At 43.8% G+C, this 19,904-nt stretch carries 21 protein-coding genes and 1 tRNA gene; 3 read left to right on the top strand and 19 right to left on the bottom strand.

Translation table 11 applies throughout. The annotated features are described in order from the left end of the window. Window positions 1-8 precede the first annotated feature (8 nt). Window positions 9-1,724, bottom strand: a complete 1,716-nt coding sequence (locus ACO03U_RS05220; protein WP_204686639.1) for an ABC transporter ATP-binding protein — start codon at window positions 1,722-1,724, stop codon at window positions 9-11. Beyond that, window positions 1,721-2,161, bottom strand: coding sequence for a MarR family winged helix-turn-helix transcriptional regulator (locus ACO03U_RS05215; protein ID WP_204686637.1), 441 nt, complete (start codon window positions 2,159-2,161; stop codon window positions 1,721-1,723). Before ACO03U_RS05215 ends, ACO03U_RS05220 begins: the two co-directional genes overlap by 4 nt. A gap of 408 nt (window positions 2,162-2,569) precedes the next feature. Here ACO03U_RS05215 and ACO03U_RS05210 point away from each other — a divergent pair, with 408 nt between their 5' ends. Together ACO03U_RS05210 and ACO03U_RS05205 are read left to right on the top strand one after the other, a co-directional pair. After that, window positions 2,570-4,066: a phosphohexomutase domain-containing protein gene (locus tag ACO03U_RS05210; RefSeq protein WP_204686635.1), complete on the top strand. Its 1,497-nt coding sequence runs from the start codon at window positions 2,570-2,572 to the stop codon at window positions 4,064-4,066. A gap of 192 nt (window positions 4,067-4,258) precedes the next feature. Continuing rightward, window positions 4,259-4,762 (top strand): cysteine hydrolase family protein, encoded by a 504-nt coding sequence (locus ACO03U_RS05205; protein ID WP_204686633.1) that lies wholly within the window; start codon window positions 4,259-4,261, stop codon window positions 4,760-4,762. Window positions 4,763-5,242: 480 nt separating this feature from the next. Here the strand turns inward: ACO03U_RS05205 and ACO03U_RS05200 are convergent. From ACO03U_RS05200 to fabT, 15 genes are all read right to left on the bottom strand, one after another. Beyond that, a tRNA-Gly gene (locus ACO03U_RS05200) sits at window positions 5,243-5,313 on the bottom strand. Window positions 5,314-5,454: 141 nt separating this feature from the next. Continuing rightward, window positions 5,455-6,186, bottom strand: coding sequence for an amino acid ABC transporter ATP-binding protein (locus ACO03U_RS05195; RefSeq protein ID WP_204686631.1), 732 nt, complete (start codon window positions 6,184-6,186; stop codon window positions 5,455-5,457). 29 nt (window positions 6,187-6,215) lie between these two features. Further along, on the bottom strand, window positions 6,216-6,905 hold the full coding sequence (locus ACO03U_RS05190; RefSeq protein ID WP_204686696.1) for an amino acid ABC transporter permease: 690 nt from the start codon (window positions 6,903-6,905) through the stop codon (window positions 6,216-6,218). A gap of 24 nt (window positions 6,906-6,929) precedes the next feature. Further along, a complete protein-coding gene (locus ACO03U_RS05185) occupies window positions 6,930-7,784 on the bottom strand; it encodes a transporter substrate-binding domain-containing protein (RefSeq protein WP_204686629.1) in 855 nt (284 codons plus the stop codon). Between the two features lie 196 nt (window positions 7,785-7,980). After that, window positions 7,981-8,763, bottom strand: coding sequence for an acetyl-CoA carboxylase carboxyl transferase subunit alpha (locus ACO03U_RS05180; protein ID WP_161868911.1), 783 nt, complete (start codon window positions 8,761-8,763; stop codon window positions 7,981-7,983). Next, on the bottom strand, window positions 8,756-9,631 hold the full coding sequence (gene accD / locus ACO03U_RS05175) for an acetyl-CoA carboxylase, carboxyltransferase subunit beta (protein ID WP_204686627.1): 876 nt from the start codon (window positions 9,629-9,631) through the stop codon (window positions 8,756-8,758). The genes ACO03U_RS05180 and accD overlap by 8 nt, the downstream gene beginning before the upstream one ends. A 73-nt stretch (window positions 9,632-9,704) precedes the next feature. Beyond that, complete coding sequence (locus ACO03U_RS05170; protein WP_204686625.1) at window positions 9,705-11,069, bottom strand: acetyl-CoA carboxylase biotin carboxylase subunit; 1,365 nt, start codon at window positions 11,067-11,069, stop codon at window positions 9,705-9,707. An 8-nt stretch (window positions 11,070-11,077) separates the two neighbouring features. Then, window positions 11,078-11,497, bottom strand: coding sequence for a 3-hydroxyacyl-ACP dehydratase FabZ (gene fabZ, locus ACO03U_RS05165; protein ID WP_204686695.1), 420 nt, complete (start codon window positions 11,495-11,497; stop codon window positions 11,078-11,080). A 13-nt stretch (window positions 11,498-11,510) separates the two neighbouring features. Then, window positions 11,511-12,020 carry an acetyl-CoA carboxylase biotin carboxyl carrier protein gene (gene accB / locus ACO03U_RS05160; RefSeq protein WP_204686623.1) on the bottom strand — a complete coding sequence of 170 codons (510 nt, stop codon included), beginning with the start codon at window positions 12,018-12,020 and terminating at the stop codon, window positions 11,511-11,513. Between the two features lie 3 nt (window positions 12,021-12,023). After that, the gene (gene fabF / locus ACO03U_RS05155; protein WP_204686621.1) at window positions 12,024-13,262 is read right to left on the bottom strand and encodes a beta-ketoacyl-ACP synthase II; all 1,239 of its coding nucleotides are present in this window, start codon (window positions 13,260-13,262) and stop codon (window positions 12,024-12,026) included. A 16-nt stretch (window positions 13,263-13,278) separates the two neighbouring features. Further along, complete coding sequence (fabG, locus tag ACO03U_RS05150) at window positions 13,279-14,016, bottom strand: 3-oxoacyl-[acyl-carrier-protein] reductase (RefSeq protein ID WP_204686618.1); 738 nt, start codon at window positions 14,014-14,016, stop codon at window positions 13,279-13,281. A gap of 12 nt (window positions 14,017-14,028) precedes the next feature. Then, window positions 14,029-14,961, bottom strand: coding sequence for an ACP S-malonyltransferase (fabD, locus tag ACO03U_RS05145; RefSeq protein ID WP_204686617.1), 933 nt, complete (start codon window positions 14,959-14,961; stop codon window positions 14,029-14,031). 138 nt (window positions 14,962-15,099) lie between these two features. Further along, window positions 15,100-15,324, bottom strand: a complete 225-nt coding sequence (locus ACO03U_RS05140; RefSeq protein ID WP_161868918.1) for an acyl carrier protein — start codon at window positions 15,322-15,324, stop codon at window positions 15,100-15,102. A gap of 59 nt (window positions 15,325-15,383) precedes the next feature. Continuing rightward, window positions 15,384-16,355 carry a beta-ketoacyl-ACP synthase III gene (locus ACO03U_RS05135; protein WP_204686694.1) on the bottom strand — a complete coding sequence of 324 codons (972 nt, stop codon included), beginning with the start codon at window positions 16,353-16,355 and terminating at the stop codon, window positions 15,384-15,386. A gap of 8 nt (window positions 16,356-16,363) precedes the next feature. After that, window positions 16,364-16,804: a fatty acid biosynthesis transcriptional regulator FabT gene (gene fabT / locus ACO03U_RS05130; protein WP_161868920.1), complete on the bottom strand. Its 441-nt coding sequence runs from the start codon at window positions 16,802-16,804 to the stop codon at window positions 16,364-16,366. Window positions 16,805-17,126: 322 nt separating this feature from the next. On the opposite strand from fabT, the gene ACO03U_RS05125 reads away from it, so the two are divergent. Continuing rightward, a complete protein-coding gene (locus ACO03U_RS05125; protein WP_204686615.1) occupies window positions 17,127-18,197 on the top strand; it encodes an NAD(P)H-dependent flavin oxidoreductase in 1,071 nt (356 codons plus the stop codon). A 377-nt stretch (window positions 18,198-18,574) separates the two neighbouring features. On the opposite strand, the gene ACO03U_RS05120 is transcribed toward ACO03U_RS05125, so the two are convergent. Next, on the bottom strand, window positions 18,575-18,805 hold the full coding sequence (locus ACO03U_RS05120) for a YkuJ family protein (protein ID WP_161868922.1): 231 nt from the start codon (window positions 18,803-18,805) through the stop codon (window positions 18,575-18,577). 167 nt (window positions 18,806-18,972) lie between these two features. Then, entirely contained in the window at window positions 18,973-19,836 is an 864-nt protein-coding gene (locus ACO03U_RS05115) for an NAD(P)-dependent oxidoreductase (RefSeq protein ID WP_161868923.1), read from the bottom strand. Window positions 19,837-19,904: the final 68 nt, after the last annotated feature.

Raw genomic sequence — 19,904 nt, 5'->3', positions numbered from 1 at the left:
CCTTTTTGCTAGCTGACAAGGGCTTCTCCTCCTGTTTGGCCTTGATAAATCGCTTGATAAAGTAAATTGGTGGCTAAAAGAGTCTCATGATCACCCAATCCTACAAGCTCACCATTTTCCAACAACAAAATCTGGTCTGCATGTTGAATCGAACTAATTCGTTGCGCAATGATCAGTTTTGTGGAACTGGCGAATTCGGTTGCTAAGACTTGGCGTAGTTTGGCATCGGTTTGATAATCCAATGCACTAGCTGAATCATCCAAAAGCAAAACCTCGGGATGTCCGGCCATCCCTCGAGCCAATAAAACCCGTTGTTTCTGGCCACCACTGAGGTTAGCGCCTTTCGATTCCAAGAGATAATCCAAGCCCCCTGGCAATTGCTGAACAAATTCCAGAGCTTGGGCATTTTTAACTGCTTCCCAAAGCACCTCATCGGAAAAGTCACGTCCAAAGGCAATATTTTCTCGTAAGGTATCTGCAAAAATCACATCCTTTTGCAGAACCACACCAAATTTGGCATACAATTCTGAAGGTGCATAGCTTTGTAACGCCCGCCCATCCAAAACAATCTGGCCTTTAGTCGGATCGTACAAGCGCAATAATAGTTTCGCGATAGTGGATTTGCCACTTCCCGTCGCACCTAAGATACCAAGGGTTTCACCGCGAGCCATAGTAAAGCTTAAATCGTGGATGGTTTCCTTACTACTCGGGTAATGAAAAGAAACCGACTCGAAGGCTAAGTACGCCTCAGAAACATGACCAGAGGTGACTTGCTTTAATTGCTGCGGCACCCGCATCACCTCTGCGATACGCTCTGCCGAAGCAATGCCTCGCGAAAATACCGTAAAAATCCGGGTGATGGACAGCATCGCATTTAAAATAATCGTAAAATAAGTCAAAAAAGCGACAATCACCCCCGGTTGTGTCAACCCATTATTTACACGAAAGGCACTAACTACCACTACCAAAGTCAAACCTAAGTTTAAAAGTAAATCCATTAATGGTGGCGTCGCAGCCATCGTCACATTTGCCTTCGTTTCCGCAGCCACCAGCTGTTGATTCACGTGGGCAAAACGTTTTTTCTCATAGTCCCCTTTCGATAGAGCCTTAACCACCCGAGCTCCCGCAATATTTTCTCGAACCGTGCGTACCAACTGATCGACCCTAACTTGTTGTTGGGCAAATAAGGGAACTCCTTTACGAGAAATCATCGTTACCAAAACAATCGTGAAGGGGACCATCGAAATTAACACCATAGTCAAAACTGGATCCAAGCTGAAGGTGATAAAAATACCACCAATTAACAAAATGGGAGCCCGAATCCCCAAGCGTTGGATCATGCCTACTGTTTGATGAAGATTATAGGTATCCGTTGTCAATCGCGAGACCAACGAAGGTACCGTAAATTCTTCTACTTGGGCAGTGGATAACTCAGTAATTTTGCTAAACAGATCACCGCGAATACTCTTGGTAGTATCTCTGGCAACACGGGCAGCCATACGATTGGCAATAATGTTGGTGACAATTGCCATCACCGAACACAAGAGCATTACCCCTCCCCAGAGATAAATCCGTTGTCGACTTCCCGTGGGAATAACGCTGTCTAAGATATAAGCTAAAATCCACGGTAGCAGCAAATCCATAATCGCTCCAGCAAACTTGATGCTCATCCCTGCTGCCATCCGTTTTGTATAAGGTTTGACATAGGTAATTAGAAATTTCATGTCTTATCCTCTTCTCCATAAGTCATCGTCTGGGCTCGCGTTAACAATTGCTCAAGCTCCGCAATAAAATTTTGCTGACGTGCTTCCGACCATCCTGCCATCAATTCTTGATTCCATTCCTTTAAAATATGCTGAATCGCAGGCAACGTACTTTCAGCTTTTGCTGTTGGATAAACTTCTATTTTCCGAGCATCTTGAGCACTCACTTGGCGGGTCACAAAACCCGCTTTTTCAAGGCTAGCCAACTGGCGAGTAACATTACTTTTATTCACAAAAATCAGTTTCGCTAGTTGGTCCTGGGTAATGCCAGGGTTACGGCAAATATTCAAAATATAGGTGTGATGCATCCCACCTAAACCATACTTTGCGAGTTCCTTTTCGCGATAAAGTTGGGCTAAACGGGCAATACGATTAATCAAGCGCATGGTTGATTCCAAAACGACTCCTCCTGTGCCAATTATTTGCAAACAAACTATCATTTCAGCAGATTCTTTTTATAGAAGAAAATAGCGCGCAACTCATTTCTATTCTAGAATAGCGAAGTATAGTTGCGAGTGCAACGTTTATTTTAAGAACTGCTAACGCCAAAAGTTCGACTTCACTTTCGGTGAGTTAACTGCTGTTAATAAATGAAACAGCTAGCCATTAGCCCCAAAAATGGTGAAGGTGTTATCGATGAGCACAGACAGAAGAAAATCTTTTTGGTATTTTTTACTGTAAAGAAACTCGTTCTTTGGTATACTACAAGTAACAAAAAAATCTGGCTCTCCTTTAGCACGAAACCCGCTTTCTTTACTAAAGAACTACCTGATCTTGGTAATACTCATTTTGAAAGGATGGACTTTATGGGAAATCTACTTGAATTGAAAAATGGTTCTGATATTCGTGGCATTGCAATCGCCACCGCTGAACAAAGTGCCAATCTAACCCCAGAAACAATTCGTCAAATCGCGGGGGGCTTATTGGCTTGGAGCCACAAGCAAAACAAGCGTCCCCCTTTGATTGGCATCGGTCGCGATAGTCGTCTCAGCGGACCTGATTTGGCGGATGCCCTGATTAAAGAATTACTTGCTGGCGGCGGGGATGTAATCGACTTTGGATTAGCTACGACCCCGGCGATGTTCATGGCTACCCAATTTCCCGAGTTCAACTGTGACTTGGGTTTGATGCTTACCGCTAGCCATCTTCCTTTCTTTTACAACGGCATCAAAATCTTCTCCCAAAATGGTGGCGCTGAAAAAGAGGATATCAGCTGGATTTTATCCCACGCTGAAACAGTGACAAAAGCAAGCGTTCCCGGCAGATTGCGCCATGCTGATATACTCACACCTTATGCCCATGACCTAGTGAGCAAAATCAAAAAAGGCATGGCTACAACCAGTGACAAACCGTTAGCCAAGATGAAAATACTGGTGGATGCAGGCAATGGAGCTGGTGGCTTTTTTGCCAGTCAAGTCCTCCAATCCCTGGGAGCAGACACGACTGGCTCTCAGTTTCTTGATCCCGATGGTCACTTCCCGAATCACATACCAAATCCCGATAATAAAGAAGCTATGGCAAGTATTAAAGCTGCGGTCCTACACCACAAAGCCGATTTAGGCGTTATTTTTGATACCGATGTCGATCGCGCAGCCCTAGTTACCGCTGATGGCAATGTCTTAAATCGCAACAATCTAATTGCCTTACTCAGTCAAATTATCTTAGCAGAACACCCTGGAACTCGCATCGTGACCAATTCGCCAACTACCGATCATTTAAAAGACTTCATTGAAAACCTAGGAGGAATCCAAGTTCGCTATATTTCCGGCTATCGCAATGTGATCAATAAAGCTATCGCTCTAAACAATGCCGGGCTGGACTGCCAATTAGCGATTGAAACCAGTGGTCATGCCGCTTTTAAAGAAAACTATTTTCTTGATGATGGCGCTTATGTTATTGCCAAAATTTTAATGACCTTGCCAAAACTCATTAAAGCAGGCCGCAACTTGACTGATTTGATTGCCGACTTGAAACAACCGGCTGAAACATTAGAACTACGACTAAAGATTACCGGCGATAACTACCGTGAAGTCGGTGAAAAAGTCATTGCCCAATTGGCTGACTATGTCAGTCAAATTGATGGCTGGGAGCTTAATCCTGCAAATGAAGAAGGCATCCGCATTAAACTAACTGCTCCTTATGGTACTGGCTGGTTCTTATTGCGAATGAGTCTTCACGAGCCACTTCTAGTGCTACAAGTTGAAAATGATATTATCGATAACAACAAAAAAGTTATCCAAACGTTGCAACCTTTCTTTGGGAGTTATGCTGCGGTCGACAACTCGACGTTGACCACAAATTAATTTGATAAGACTAGCTCTCAGCCTTTCCTGAGGGCTTTTTGTGGTGGTTTAACTAATCAATAATTGTGGGGAATCAAAGAAAACTCAACATTGTTTTGGATTAACGATAAAAGCTTGTTTTCTATCCTCACTTCTGTTTATACTTACTCCAAAGTTATTTTATTAAGTAGAAAATTCGAAAGAAGGAAATCAATGAAACTAACCGCAGATGCACTACTCGTTATCGATTTACAAATTGGTGTTTGTCATAGTGAAACACCAATTCATAACCTAAAAAAAATCGTTAAAGAAACCAATCAGAGGATTGTCGACTACTATAAGGCCGACAAAATGATTATTTTTATCCAACATGAGGATAAAACATTAATTCCCGAAAGTAATACGTGGGAACTTCTTCCAGAATTAATTCTACCTACAAAGAGCCATTTTGTCAGGAAAACTCATACTAACTCTTTTTACCACACGAATTTACAAGAGATTTTAACAAAAAATGACTGCTATTCCCTTGAAATTTGTGGTGCTCAGACCGAGTATTGTATTGACACTACCGTTAAATTTGCCCATGGATTGGGATATGAGATATGGATGCGAAGGGGAGGAACAACGACATACAATAACGACTATATGACAGCAGAAGCGACGATTACCTTCTATGAGGAGATTTGGGATCAAAGATTTTTGACATTCATTAAATAAGCAAAGAATACCACCTCAAAAATTACACATTTGAAAATACGAAAGACATACGATATTCTTCTTAAAAACAACACGCTACAGGAAAAATTCCCTTAGTCGATGTCGTTTTTTCTTGAATAGATTGCTAAGTATCATCCACTACCTAAACACTGTTTATTCACACCTAATATCAATCAAATTGGTGAAAATCCTGAAGAACTTTTTCAATGACAATGGATACCTACGCTGGAGTTTATCAAGAAGAGAAAATCGACTCGATCAATCCCTTAGCGAATGCTCTAAGCTAAATAGTTTAGAGTCTAGAAATAAAAAAGGATTCAATCGTCTCAATCCTTGTTATACAAGCATTTGTAGAGATGACTGAATCCGAAAAGTAGTTTAGATAATAGTTTAGACGGGCTTGATATTTGCTGATATTCAATGATATCAACAAATCGAGACGAAAAGAAAAAACCTTGGTACACCAAGGTTTCTAGGCTAAGCGGGTGACGAGAATCGAACTCGCGACGGAAGCTTGGGAAGCTTCTGTTTTACCACTAAACTACACCCGCATTTTTTCCGATGAACCTAGTATATTACTTTTTCAAAAAGATGACAAGTCTTTTCTTGAAAAAAATTACGGGTTCATTTACACGATTTTCTTAACAAAAAAGTGACAGCGACTTAGAAACTTTCATAATCGCTGTCATCTCTTATAAAACTTTTGCCAGAAAATCACTGGTTCGAGGATTTGTCGGATGATTGAACACTTCAGCTGGCGTCCCCTCTTCTAGGATAACTCCTTCATCCATAAATAAGATACGATCGCCGACTTCTTTTGCAAAGCCCATTTCATGGGTGACAATCACCATGGTCATTCCTTCTTTAGCTAAATCCTGCATTACCCCTAGCACTTCCCCCACCATTTCTGGATCCAAGGCTGAGGTTGGTTCATCGAAAAGCATGACATCCGGTTGCATCGCTAAAGCACGGGCAATAGCGATGCGTTGCATTTGTCCCCCAGACAAAGATTGGGGATAAGCCGCTGCTTTTTCTGCAAGGCCAACTTTGGCTAACAAATGATTGCCACAGGCTTCCGCTTGGCTCTTGGATTGTTTTTTAACTTTGATGGGTGCCAGCGTGATATTATCCATGACGGTCAAATTTGGAAAGAGGTTGAAATTCTGAAAAACCATCCCCATCTTTTCCCGCATGGTATAGATATCATTTTTCTTATCGGTAATCGTTACTCCTTCAAATACTACACTTCCTGATGTAGGCACTTCTAACAAATTTAAGCACCTCAGAAACGTACTTTTTCCTGAACCTGAAGGACCGATAATAACCACGACTTCCCCTTTTTCAATTTGAGTATCAATTCCTTTTAAAACCTGATTGTCACCAAAAGACTTGGTTAAACCATGTACTTTAATTAACGCTTCCATCCCATCAACACCTCCCACGTTTTGACAAACTAACGATGATACCCTCGCCCCAGATGCTTCTCCCAAACTCCTAAGGCTCTTGAGGTGGCAAAAGTAATGATGAAATAGATTGCCGCTGCAACAAAATAAGGTGATAAAGGAGTAAAGGTGCTAGTAATCACAATTTGCGAGCTATTCATCAGTTCCACTATCCCGATAATCGATAGCAGCGAAGAATCTTTGATCAAAACAATGAATTCATTCCCTAAAGGAGGCAAAATATTCCGCAATGCTTGCGGTAAAATCACATATCGCATCCCTTGGAAAGGACGTAATCCCAGCGAACTCGCCGCTTCTGCCTGACCGTAATCCACAGCATTGATTCCCCCCCGGACAATCTCTGCCACATAGGCCCCTGAGTTCAAGGAAATTACGATAATCCCCGGAATCAAGCGGCTGAGATCCACCGATAAAATCCCAATGTCAATGGCAGGTAAGCGGAAGTAGTTTTGCAAAATAATAAAACCAATCATAATTTGCAGTAGCATCGGCGTTCCCCTTAAAACTTCAATATAAATATTCGCAAACCAGCGCAAAGGCGGGATTTTTGACAGTTTCAGCAAAGCCATGATAACACCGATAATCGTCCCAAAAATAATGGTAATCACTGAAATAATTAACGTCACCAAGGTGCCATAAATAAAGTAAGGATAATAGGTTGTTAAAAAATCAAAATTGATGTTCATGACATCATCTCCATCGATTTACTTAGCTTTTTCATTGGCTAAAGCTTCATTTTTTTCTACAAATTCAGCAATCTTGTCTTCCTCAATCAGCTTCTTTAAAATACTATTGAGTTCTTCTTGCAAATCCTCGCTGCCTTTTGGTAAAGCAATTGAATAGGATTCGTCATCGGTTGAAGTCACTTCCACATCAGCGATCACTAAATCCTCATTTTGAGCAACGTAGCTAGCTGCAATTTTATCTTCAAGGACCAATGCATCCAATGAACCACTTTTCACTTCCATCACTAAACTCGGGATTTTCGCAATAGCAACTAATTGGGAATCCGTAAATTGCGCTTGTACAACGCCTTCTTGAATCGAGCCTTTTTGAGCGCCGACTTTCTTCCCTTTAAAATCAGCAATTTCCGTATATTTATCCATATCTGTTTTCTTGATAACCACATTTTGTTTTGGTACATAATAGTTATCCGTAAAAAGCATATTTTCCTTCCGTTCGTCGGTGGCCGAAATACCTGACACGCCAATATCCACATTACCAGCTTGCAAAGAGGCTAACATCGTATCAAAATCGGTATCACTCCATTCCACCTTGACTCCGAGTTCTTCCGCGATGGCATTTACCATGTCCACATCCGCACCGACAATTTGATCTTTACCCGCCACTAAAGTATGAAATTCAAAAGGTGGAAAATCAGCGGAGGTCCCAACTTTAATAACCCCCTTCTCCTGGATCGCAGCCAGCTTACCCGCAGTTTTAGTCTGGCTATCACTTGTATTTGATGCACTCTTCCCCGTACTTTCATTACTACTACCACAAGCCCCCAATACAACCATCGCTAATAAAGCTAATGTCCATTTCAACATCTTTTTCATCCTTGCCACTCCCTTTAAATAAATATACATTTTATCAATCGTTTTTGTGATTATATACATCCTAACATACGCAAAAAGCATTTGCACGTATTTTTTATCTTTTTTTGGATTTTTTTGTATATTTATCCAAATGTTGATTCAAAAAAACACATGTAAACACAACTTTTAAAATCGTGTGTTTACATGCGCTCGCTTTTTAATAAGTTCTAAACCGCTGATACCGTTTTTCCAACAATGTTTCCGTGGGGAGCTGGGCAAGCTCGTTCATTTTCTTAATCAAACTTAGACGTAGCTCTTTCATCATACGGCCTCTTTCAATTCGATGACCACGGTTTGTTTCAGCGATGATTTTATCGACAATCTTTAACTCGAATAGTTCCCGTGCGGTAATTTTCATCAATTCAGCAGCTTCTGGGGCACGGCTTCCGTCTTTCCATAAAATCGAGGCAAATCCTTCCGGGGATAAAATGGCATAGATGGCGTGTTCCAACATCCAAACTTCATCACCTACCGCCAAAGCCAAGGCGCCACCACTGCCCCCTTCCCCAACAATGATAGCAATAATGGGCACCTTTAACCCAGACATCTCCATCAAATTGCGGGCGATGGCTTCCCCTTCACCACGTTCTTCGGCACCAATACCACAAAAGGCCCCCGCCGTATTGATAAACGTAATTACCGGACGGCCAAATTTTTCGGCTTGTTTCATCAAACGCAGGGCTTTACGGTAGCCTTCAGGATGTGGAGCACCAAAGTTTCGTTGGAGATTTTCTTTTAAGTCCCGCCCTTTCTGAATCCCGATAACCGTCACGGGTTTGTGATCCAATAAGGCAATCCCACCGACAATCGCTTCATCATCACCATACAAACGATCGCCATGGCATTCTTGAAAGTCATCAAAAATTTCGGCAAAGAATTCTAAAGCCGTGGGACGCTCTTTAGCTCGAGCTAATTGAACAATTTCATTTGCACTAGGCATCTGCGCCCCACCTTTCAAGACTATGCAGTCGTAATAGTTGCCAGATTCGGTCTCTTAATTGAGTCCGTGGCACGATTTGATCCACAAAGCCATGAGCCAATAAAAACTCAGCCTTTTGGAAGTCTTCCGGGAGCTCTTGTTTAATGGTCTGCTCGATTACCCGACGTCCAGCAAAACCGATCATGCTTTGGGGTTCTGCCAGGATAATATCTCCCTCCATGGCAAAACTAGCGGTAACACCACCGGTCGTCGGGTCGGTCAGTACCGTCAAGTAGAACAAACCGGCATCGCTATGTCGTTTGACTGCCGCTGAGATTTTAGCCATCTGCATCAGTGAAAAGATCCCTTCTTGCATCCGCGCCCCCCCGGAAGCGGTAAAAATCACCACCGGTAAGCCCTTCGCTAAGGCTTTTTCAAATAAGCGGGTAAGCTTTTCCCCCACCACAGTTCCCATACTTCCCATAATGAAATGAGAATCCATGATACCAATCGCTGCTGGCTGCCCTTTAATCGTGGCTCTCCCAGTTAAAACGGCTTCTTTTAATCCAGTCTGTTCTTGGGTTTTGGCGATTTTATCTTGATAGCCAGGAAAAGCCAAGGGATCACTAGTTACCACATCGTCATCCCACTCTTCAAAGCTTTTTTCATCAATGGTGATCGCGATTCGCTCCCATACACTGATCCGAAAGTTATAGCTACAATGGGGGCAAACTTTTTCCAAACCAATATCTTTGGTATAAAGCATGTGTTTGCAATTGGGACACTTGGCCCAAAGATTATCAGGAACTTCCGGTTTTCCTTTTTTCGTGGGGACTGCATCACGATTAGGATTGATCCGGATATAATTTTTCTTTTTGAATAACGCCATCCCTCATCCTCCTAACGTAAAAGGGTCGACCAATTTGTCGCTGAGTTGCTGCTTTTGGCCTTACAGCACGTTTTTAGCTTTCCGGCGTCCAATTTGGTAAGAAAGATTCTTGTAAAAAGGCCGTATCATAATCTCCCGCAATCACTTGGGGGTGACTGATCAAATCCATCTGAAAGTCCGCATTGGTAGTAACGCCTTCTGTCACCAATTCCCCCAACGCCCGCTGCATTTTCATCAAAGCTTCAAAACGGGTTTCTCCGTGAACGATGATTTTGGCAATCATGGAATCGTAATACGGTGGAATGGTGTAGCCGGAATACATGCCACTATCCACCCGCAAGCCTAAGCCACCACTAGGCAAGAAGAGATTGTGAATTTTACCAGGAGAAGGCGCAAAGTTGAAGGCAGGATTTTCTGCATTAATCCGACATTCAATGGCATGACCCGTCATGATGATCTCCTCTTGAGTTAAGTTCAAGGCTTCACCACTAGCAATTTCCAACTGCTTTTTCACCAGATCCACACCTGTGACCATTTCAGTAATCGGATGTTCCACTTGGATACGAGTGTTCATTTCCATGAAGTAAAACGCCCCCGCTTGGTCCATCAAAAATTCGATGGTGCCGGCGTTGCGATACCCCACAGCTTTGGCAGCCCGGACCGCCGCTTGACCGAGATGCTGGCGTTTTTCCTCAGTAATCACCACTGATGGTGACTCCTCGAGAACTTTCTGATTGTTTCGTTGCAATGAACAATCTCGTTCCCCAAGATGAATCACATTGCCAAAATCATCCCCGAGAATTTGCACCTCGATATGTCTTGCCGGATAGATGATTTTTTCCAAATACATCTCATCATTGCCAAATGCTGCTTTGGCTTCTTGTTGTGCTGAAGCAAAATGCTGCGGTAACTCTTCGGCTGAAAGTACTTTTCGAATCCCTTTACCGCCACCACCAGCTGCTGCTTTTAGCATCACTGGATAGCCAATCTCAGCAGCTATGGTTAATGCTTCATGGACGTCTGTCAACGCGCCATCACTACCGGGAATAACCGGAACGTTGGCTTCAATCATCAACTGACGGGCATTGATTTTATTGCCCATCGCGTCGATCGTTGCCGCTTTGGGACCGATAAATGTCAAATTGAGTTCCTCACACATAGAGGCAAAACGACTATTTTCCGAAAGAAAGCCAAATCCAGGATGAATCGCTTCTGCGTGGGTGACTAAAGCCGCACTCAAAATTTGAGTCACATTTAAGTATGAATCTGCGGCTTTCGCGGGTCCGATACAGATTGCTTCATCAGCCAATTCGGCATGAAGGGCGTCGTGATCGGCTTCAGAATATACCGCTACGGTCCGGATACCCAACTCACGACAGGCTCGAATCACCCGAACTGCAATTTCGCCGCGATTGGCGATTAAGACTTTTTGAAACATATTTTCACCTAGCCGATCATAAATGTTAGCTCTGCTTCACAGGCTTTTTTGCCATCAACATAAGCAATTCCTTTACCCACACCAGCTGGGCCTTTGATTTTGGTAATTTCTACTTCCAACATCAACGTATCACCAGGAACCACTTTTTTACGGAATTTCGCTTTGTCCAACGCACCAAAATAAGCGGTTTTCCCTTGATAATCTGGTAGGGATAACAAGGCGACTGCCCCTGCTTCCGCTAAGGCTTCAATAATTAGTACACCGGGCATCACTGGTTCTTCAGGAAAATGCCCTTGGAAAAATGGTTCGTTGACGGTGACATTTTTCTTCGCCACAATCTTTTTACCAGCTTCCATTTCTTCCACCCGATCAATCAACAAAAATGGATAACGATGGGGAATAATTGCTTTGATTTCTTCAATAGTCATCAGGCTCACTGGCTTACCCTTCTTTCACAATAAATAATGGCTGGTTAAACTCTACCACTTGTTCATTTTCCACTTTGATAGCGACGATTTCACCGTCAATGTCGGCTGTGATTTCATTCATCACTTTCATGGCTTCTACGATACAAACCACTTCCCCTTTTTTCACCCGGTCTCCCACGGCTTTAAAAGCAGGTTGGTCTGGTGCTGGTTGGAGATAGACGATTCCCACCACTGGGGAAACAATCTCGGTACCAGTCGCATCTGACGCTGGCGCTTCCGGTGCGACATTCTGAATGGTTTCGTTAGTCAAACTGTTATTGGCAAGCTGCAGTTGATGACTTGCAGACCCTTCCATGGCTACCGGAACTGCTGGCGTACTAGTTGCAGAACCGGCTGTAACAGTTTTACGGCTCTCACTGTTTTTATTGAAATACAGTTCAAAGCCGCCATCTTTCAAGTCAAACTCCGTCAAAGTCGAGGCATCAAATTGTCCCAACAACTCTTTAATTTCTTGAATTTTCAACGCTTATGCCTCCCAACGTTTCAATAAAATCACCGCATTGTGTCCACCAAAGCCTAGGGAATTACTCATTCCATAAGTTAACTTCCCTTCGATTGCTTGGTTCTTCACGACATTTAACTGGATTTCTGGGTCTTGCTCACTAACATTGATGGTTGGGGGAACAAACTGCTCTTGTAACGCCAATAATGTCGCAACAGCTTCCACCCCACCAGCACCGCCTAATAAATGACCCGTCATGGATTTAGTTGAGCTCACATAAACATCTTGAGCAGCTTCACCAAAGGCATACGCCACCGCTTTGGCTTCAGCGACATCATTGGCTGGTGTTGAAGTACCATGGGCATTGATATAGTCCACTTCTTTGGCTGCAATACCGGCTTCATTCATGGCTAACAACATCGCTTTTCCCGCACCAGAGCCATCTGGAGTTGGTGCAGTCATATGATAGGCATCACAGTTAGCCCCGTAACCCACGATTTCACCTAAGATATTGGCCCCCCGTGCTTGAGCATGTTCCAATGACTCTAATAGTAAGACCCCAGCACCTTCCCCCATAACAAAACCGGAACGGGAACGATCAAAAGGTACGGACGCTTTATCCGCATCGGTTTCTGCAGTCAAAGCGGTCAAAGAGGCAAACCCAGCGATGCCGATTTCACAAATAGAGGCTTCTGCACCACCCGCCAACATGACATCACTATACCCGTGTTTAATATTGCGAAAAGCTTCCCCAATAGAATGGGTTCCCGAAGCACACGCCGTCACAGTCGAAGTACAAATTCCTTTTGCTCCCACCCGTAAAGCGATATTACCGGCGACCATGTTTACGATGGACATCGGTACAAACATTGGTGAGACCCGTTTTGCTCCTTTGGTGTGCATTTTGATGACTTGTTCTTCGATCGTTGGTAAACCACCAATCCCGGATGAGACCATCACGCCAAAACGATCAGGATCGGCAATGGTTTCTTTGGTCAATCCAGCCATCGCCATGGCATCCAGTGCCGCATAGATGCCATAAAGAGAGAACAAATCCATTCGTTTGGTATCTTTTTTGACGAAATATTTTTCTAATGGAAAGTCAGATACTTCACCGGCCAATGTGATTCCCGTTTCACTCGCATCGAAGCGAGTAATCGGACCGATCCCATTTTTACCGTTTTTCAAACTGGTTAAAAAAGTTTCGGCATCATTGCCGATGGGAGAAGTGACTCCAAACCCTGTAATTACTACCCGTGTCATTTGTCTAACCCCTTTCCTATCCTTGCATCACCAGGCCACCATCCACATTGAGGACTTGCCCTGTAATATATGAATTTTTTGCGAGAAATACCGCTGCTTGGGCTACTTCAGCTACTTGTCCGAAATGCTTCAGAGGAATGCTTTGAGCCGCTTGTTCTTTGACTTTATCAGAAAGGACCGCTGTCATTTCTGTTTCAATAAACCCTGGAGCAATGGCATTGACGGTAATTCCGCGAGCAGCGGCTTCCCGAGCGACTGATTTGGTAAAACCGACCACGCCAGCTTTTGAAGCCGCATAATTGGCTTGACCTAAATTCCCCATCAATCCCGAGACCGAAGCCATATTGATAATGACCCCTTCCCGCAGTTTCATCATTTTCTTCAAGGCATGTTGCGTCATATTGAAGGTGCCCCCCAAGTTGATTTTTACCACTTGGTCGAAGTCCCCTTCAGTCATCCGCAACATCAACTTATCATTGGTAATACCCGCATTGTTGATCAACACATGGACCGGGCCCAATTGTGCTTCTGCCTCAGCGAGTAACTCCCCGGCTTTGGCAAAATCAGAGATATCGCCAGAAACACCGATACATCTGACGCCCTGTGCTTCGATGGCAGCAATCAGCTCTTGGGCAACCGGGCCACGACCATTTAAGATGATATGGCAGCCTTCTTTGGCAAAGGCTTGGGCAATTCCCCAACCAATGCCACGAGTGGAGCCGGTAATAAGAACATTTTTTCCTTGTAATTCCATGTTATCCTCCGATCATGCCTTAAGGACTGCGATGGTATCTGCCAAGGTTTGGGCATCTTCCACACGAGTCATAGCGATGGTCTTATCGATTTTTTTCATAAAGCCGGACAATGTTTTCCCAGGGCCAATCTCAACCGCTCGCTGAACCCCGAGTTCTTTCAAAGTAGCCACACTCTCATAAAAACGCACCGGCGACATCACCTGTTGTTGCAACAAGCCTTTGATAGCGTCTTTCGGCATAATTTGAGCCGTGGTATTGCTGATAACTGGGATCGTCATCTCATCAAAGTTAACTGCTGCTAAAGCCTCTTTTAGTTGCTCGGCCGCTGGTTTTAGCAAGGCGGTATGAAAAGGACCACTGACTTTCAGCTCAATCATCCGTTTCACTCCCTGGGCTGTCAGTAAAGCCACTGCTTGATCCACCGCGGCGACTGCTCCCCCGATGACGATTTGCTGTGGGGTATTGTAATTGGCCGGCGCAACGATTCCCAATGACGAAGCTTTTTGACAGCAGGCTTCAATCAAGGACGGATCTGCATTCATCACAGCGACCATTTTGCCTGTTCCTTGCGGTGCGGCATTCGCCATGTAAGCGCCGCGCTTTGCGACTAAAGCCACCCCATCAGCAAAAGATAAGGCGCCACTCGCCACCAATGCAGTATATTCGCCAAGACTCAAGCCAGCCACCGCATCGGGTTTGCCAACTTCAGCTTCCAGCAAACGCAAAAGTCCCACGCTGATGGTCAAAATCGCTGGTTGGGTGTATTCTGTTTGATTCAATAAATCGCTATTGGCTTCATCAAAGCAAATCGCTGCCAGATCATAGCCTAAAATATCACTAGCTTCGGCGACTGTTTGCTTCATCACCTCATGGGTTTCATAGAGGTCCTGCCCCATACCAGTGTACTGAGCCCCTTGGCCACTAAACAAAAATGCTGTTTTCATCGATGGCTCCTTTATCATAAAATAGTTGATTTTCAGTTTTTCTTATAATGAGAGGAACAAATAACCTCCTCCCATTATAAGAAAGACTGAAGGCCCGTCTGACAAAGCGCGGGCACAACGTCTTTATTTAACCATTTCTTAGGCTTGTTGAGCTTCCACGTATTTCACTAAATCCCCAACTGTTTTGATGCCTTCTTCTGTTTCGATTTTCACATCGAATTCATCTTCAATTTCGTTAATAATTTGGAACAAGTCCAAGCTATCAGCTTCCAAATCTTCTTGAATGTTAGTCGTCAACTGGATTTCAGTCGTTTCCTTCCCTAATTCTTCCGCTACGATTTCTTGAATTTTTTCGAATACCATGAGTTTTCCTCCATTATTATGTGTTTTTTAGTTTATTGTTTTATATTTGTGAACAGGTTTTAGAGGGTGATGAGGAGCGTTCCCCAGGTCAAGCCACCGCCAAATCCTGATAACACCACTTTTTGACCGCTGCCTAAAGTCAGCGTTTGTTTGCGAACCATCTCATCTAGTAACAATGGTACGGTTGCACCGGAAGTATTGCCATAATGTTGCAAATTTTGTAAAAACAACTCTCGTGGTACTTTGAGTTTTCGCGCCACTTTGTCCAATATCCGGGCATTTGCCTGATGGAAGACAAAGTAATCCACATCCGCAAGCTCATCCCCTAGTAGTTGTTGCACCGAGGCGACGACATCCCGAAGTACAAAATCGAATATACCGCGACCGTCCATGGTCAACGCTTCGTTTTCGAGAGGTTGTTTTTCGACAAAAGGACTATTGTTGTTGCGAAAGCCTGAAGTCAATGACTGGCCCCGTGTACCATCTGCTGCCAGTTGTTCTTTGAGAATCAGAGGGCTGGTTCCACCCGCTTCGATCAACACACCAGCGGCCCCATCACCAAACAAAACAGCCGTCCTACGATCCTGCCAGTCCACGACTTTGGATAAGACTTCCCCACCCAACACCAGACCTTTTTGACTGCCTGTGCGAATCAGTTTATCCGCCATCGATAACGCATAGACAAAGCCCGAACAAGCAGCTGCTATATCAAAAGCAAATGCCTTGGTGGCACCAATCTGGCCTTGGACGATACAAGCAGTGGCCGGGGATTGATAGTCGGGAGTCATGGTGGCTACTAAGATGAAGTCCAAATCCATCGGGTCAATCTTCGCTTCCGCCAGTAACTGTTGAGCAACTTTAGTACAAAGGTCCGAGGTATTTTCCACAGTGGCAATCCGGCGCTCTTTGATACCGGTGCGAGAGCTGATCCACTCATCGGAAGTATCCATCATTTCTGCTAGTTGGTGGTTGGTGACAATTTTTTCAGGAACATAGCTAGCTGTTCCAGTAATTTTTGCGTAGTTTTCCATCTCTTCACTCACTTATATTCCTGTAAAAAATCATGGAGATTCTTCAAGGCTTTTAGTAATGCTTTTTCTTCTTCCGGTTCCATGTCCTGCAAGACTCGTTTGATCATTTGCCGATGAAAGAATTGATGCACTCGGAAGATCAACTTGCCTTTTTTCGTCAAGCCTAGCTTCACAACACGCCGATCATCTTCTGATCGGATCCGCTCCACATAGCCTTTTTTTGCCAAACGGTTGATAGCTGTCGTCAAGGTGCCGACGGTGATGGAAAGTTCTTTGGCCACTTCTGAGGTGGTTTTCTTTTTATACATGCCGATTGCTTCGATTGTGTGCATCTCGGTAATGGATAAATCTTTGAACTGAGATTTTTTTAGTTCGGATTCCTCAATTACCAAAATATCATTAAAGACACTTACCAAATAATCATTCACGCTTTCCAAATCAGGTTCCACTACTAACACCTCCTATCCAATTAGTTTGACAATCAAATCTTTTGACTATCAAATTATAAGTCAAACAAAAATAAAATGCAAGACCTTTTTTGTAAAATCTTTTTTGAGTCCTTTTATCTTTGGACCCGAAATAGCCGATGGATTAGAAAAAGATTGACATTTGGCAAGCCGACCACTAAACTGATATTTAATTTGATTATCAAAGTATTTTATCAGAAAAGAGCAGGATTAGCATTTAGCTATTTCACAACTCTCTGCCAAAGCCTGAAGTCCTCCACTCTACGGAAGATTTCCTATCATTTATACAAAAAGGAGCAGCCATATGCCATTACCACAATTAACCATTGGGGATCTAAAACCACGTCATCCAATCATTCAAGGAGGGATGGGGATTGGCGTCAGCTTGGCCCGATTAGCAGGCGCCGTGGCCAAAGCCGGTGGCATCGGAATCATTTCCTGTGCTCAAATCGGCTATCAACACCCCCGCTTCCAACGCGCTCCCTTAAAAGCCAATTTAGAAGCGATCGCTACCGAATACCAAAAGGCGAAAGAAATCGCTGGACCAGAAGGAATTGTCGGCTTCAATATCATGTGTGCTATGAATAAATACGAAAAATACGTACAGCGCTGTGTCGAAGTAGGTGCCGATGTCATCATCTCTGGCGCCGGTCTGCCCATCCACTTACCGGAGCTAGTAGGCGAGGCCAAGACCAAAATCGCCCCCATCGTCTCCTCAGCTAAAGCCGCTAAAATCTTACTGCGGACCTGGGCTAAACGTTACCAACGAACAGCTGATTTTGTCGTCGTAGAAGGTCCCCAAGCAGGCGGCCACTTAGGTTTCAAGTATGAGGATACTGCCATGAAACCTGAGCAAATGGATGAGGAATTTCAACATATCTTAAAAGAAGTCGCCGTTTACGAAGAACAATTTCAACGGAAAATTCCGGTTATCTTTGCTGGAGGCGTCTTTGATCGCAAAGATATTGATCATTATTTCCAATTGGGGGCAAGCGGCGTCCAGATGGCCAGTCGCTTTATAGTCACCGAAGAATGCGATGCCCCAGAATCTTATAAAAAAATGTATTTAAACGCTCAAGCAACTGATGTAGAAGTTATCAAGAGCCCTGTCGGTATGCCAGGACGCGCCTTGAAAAATCGTTTTACCGAACGAACAAAAGTCGAAGCACACATCCCTATCGCCAAATGCCGTAGCTGTCTCTCTTATGATCACTGCGACCGTAAAACCATTCCTTATTGCATCACCGAAATGCTACTAAACGCTGTCACTGATCAGCCAGAAGATGGCTTGGTCTTTGCCGGTGGCCAAGTTCACCGAATAAAAAAAATGACTACCGTACCAGAATTAATGGCCGAATTAACAGAAGACAACTAGCAAACTAACCACAGTTGGTGACGCCTTACGACACGTACTCTAAGTTGGAATGCGCAAGGCAAAGCTAAAGGTGCGTCTGCCCATACAGTTCATCTAAACAGACACTGTTAAGATGAGCTAGCAAAGCCAAGCAGATTTTTCGTTTGGCGCTTGCCAGGCTAGCTACCGGCAACCCTATTTCTAGGTCGCTGAATTTCACCTTTTTAGTCATATCACTAGGTCAGCAGAAGTCATCATTTAAATCCTGATGCATCAGGATTTTAGAACATAATTTTTTATCAGTTCTTTATCGATAAAATCAATAAAAAAACGCAACAGCTAAACGAAAACTCGTTCAGCTGTTGCGTTTTTGATTGTCATGGCAAAATAACTATTGCTTATTGAATCAGATCGTAAATCTCCATTGCTACGATATCAATGTTGTCGAACTGATAGCTTTGTTGTGAATCAGATTCAGTCAACTCAAATGTTTCTGTGCTCTTATCATAAGTCACTAGGCATTTTTCGACGCCTTCTTTTTCAAAGCGGCGGACTTGAATCTCGTTATCAGTCGCTTCAGTCATTGCTTCCAAGCGTTTGATGATTGCGACTAGCTGTGAACTTTTCATAAACGAAAGCCTCCCTTTCTGTTTCCTGTATCATTGTATCAGAAGCCGCCTAGACATGCACCGATTTTCGCAAAAAAATCAAACTTTTTCTACTGAAATCATTTTCAAAAATGTGATTTATATCAGCTATTCTCGGCAACTGTATAACGAAGGGCAATTAAACTATGTTATTGTTCCCACCAGAGTTTAATCAAGGCTTGGGTGCCGTCATTGTCATGCCCAGCTGCTGCCAGCCGTTCATACAATTGGCAAGCTAAATTGGTAGCCGGCAAATCTAAAGACATTTTTTGCGCTTCATCCAAAGCGATTTTTAAATCTTTGATAAAGTGCTTCACGAAAAAGCCGGCTGAATAATCTTCTTTTAAGATCCGCGGGCCGTAGTTTTCCATTGACCAATTGGAAGCACTCCCACCAGACAAGGTTTGAATCACTTTTGGCATATCCAAACCAGCGGCTTTCGCATACACCAGCATTTCGGTCATGCCAGTCATGGTTCCAGCGATCATGATTTGATTCGCCATCTTCGTATGTTGTCCTTTACCAGCTGGCCCGTGGAGAGTATACGTTTTCCCCATCACTTGGAATAGCGGCAGCAATTTATCAAAAACCGCTGGCTCGCCACCACACATAATCGTCAAAGTGGCGTTTTTCGCACCTAAATCCCCACCAGAAACAGGAGCATCCATCGCTTCGGCACCTTTTTCAGCGGCTGTTTTCGCAATTTTTTCAGCTAATGTTGGCGTACTGGTGGTCATATCTACCAAGATTTTACCGGTAACGTCGCCGTGAAAAACGCCATTTTCGCCATAATAAATTTCTTCTACATCTTTAGGATAGCCCACCATCGAAAAGACCACTTCACTAGCCGCAGTCACATCCCAAGGCGTATCCTGCCAGATTGCCCCTCGTGCCACGATAGCATCCGCTTTCGCTTTGGTTCGATTATAGACATGTACCTCATGTCCGGCATCCAGTAGATGTCCGGCGATAGAATGCCCCATCACACCAATCCCAATAAATCCGACTTTCATATGCTACCTCCTATTTGCTTGTTTTGCACCTTACTTTCTAGCGTTTTCCTGCAACGGATTGCAGCCAT

Source organism: Enterococcus diestrammenae (assembly GCF_049384045.1).
GTDB classification, from domain to species: Bacteria; Bacillota; Bacilli; order Lactobacillales; family Enterococcaceae; genus Enterococcus_C; species Enterococcus_C diestrammenae.
The sequence above is the reverse complement of the archived record's forward strand: the minus strand, read 5'-3'. Positions and strand labels throughout refer to the sequence as shown.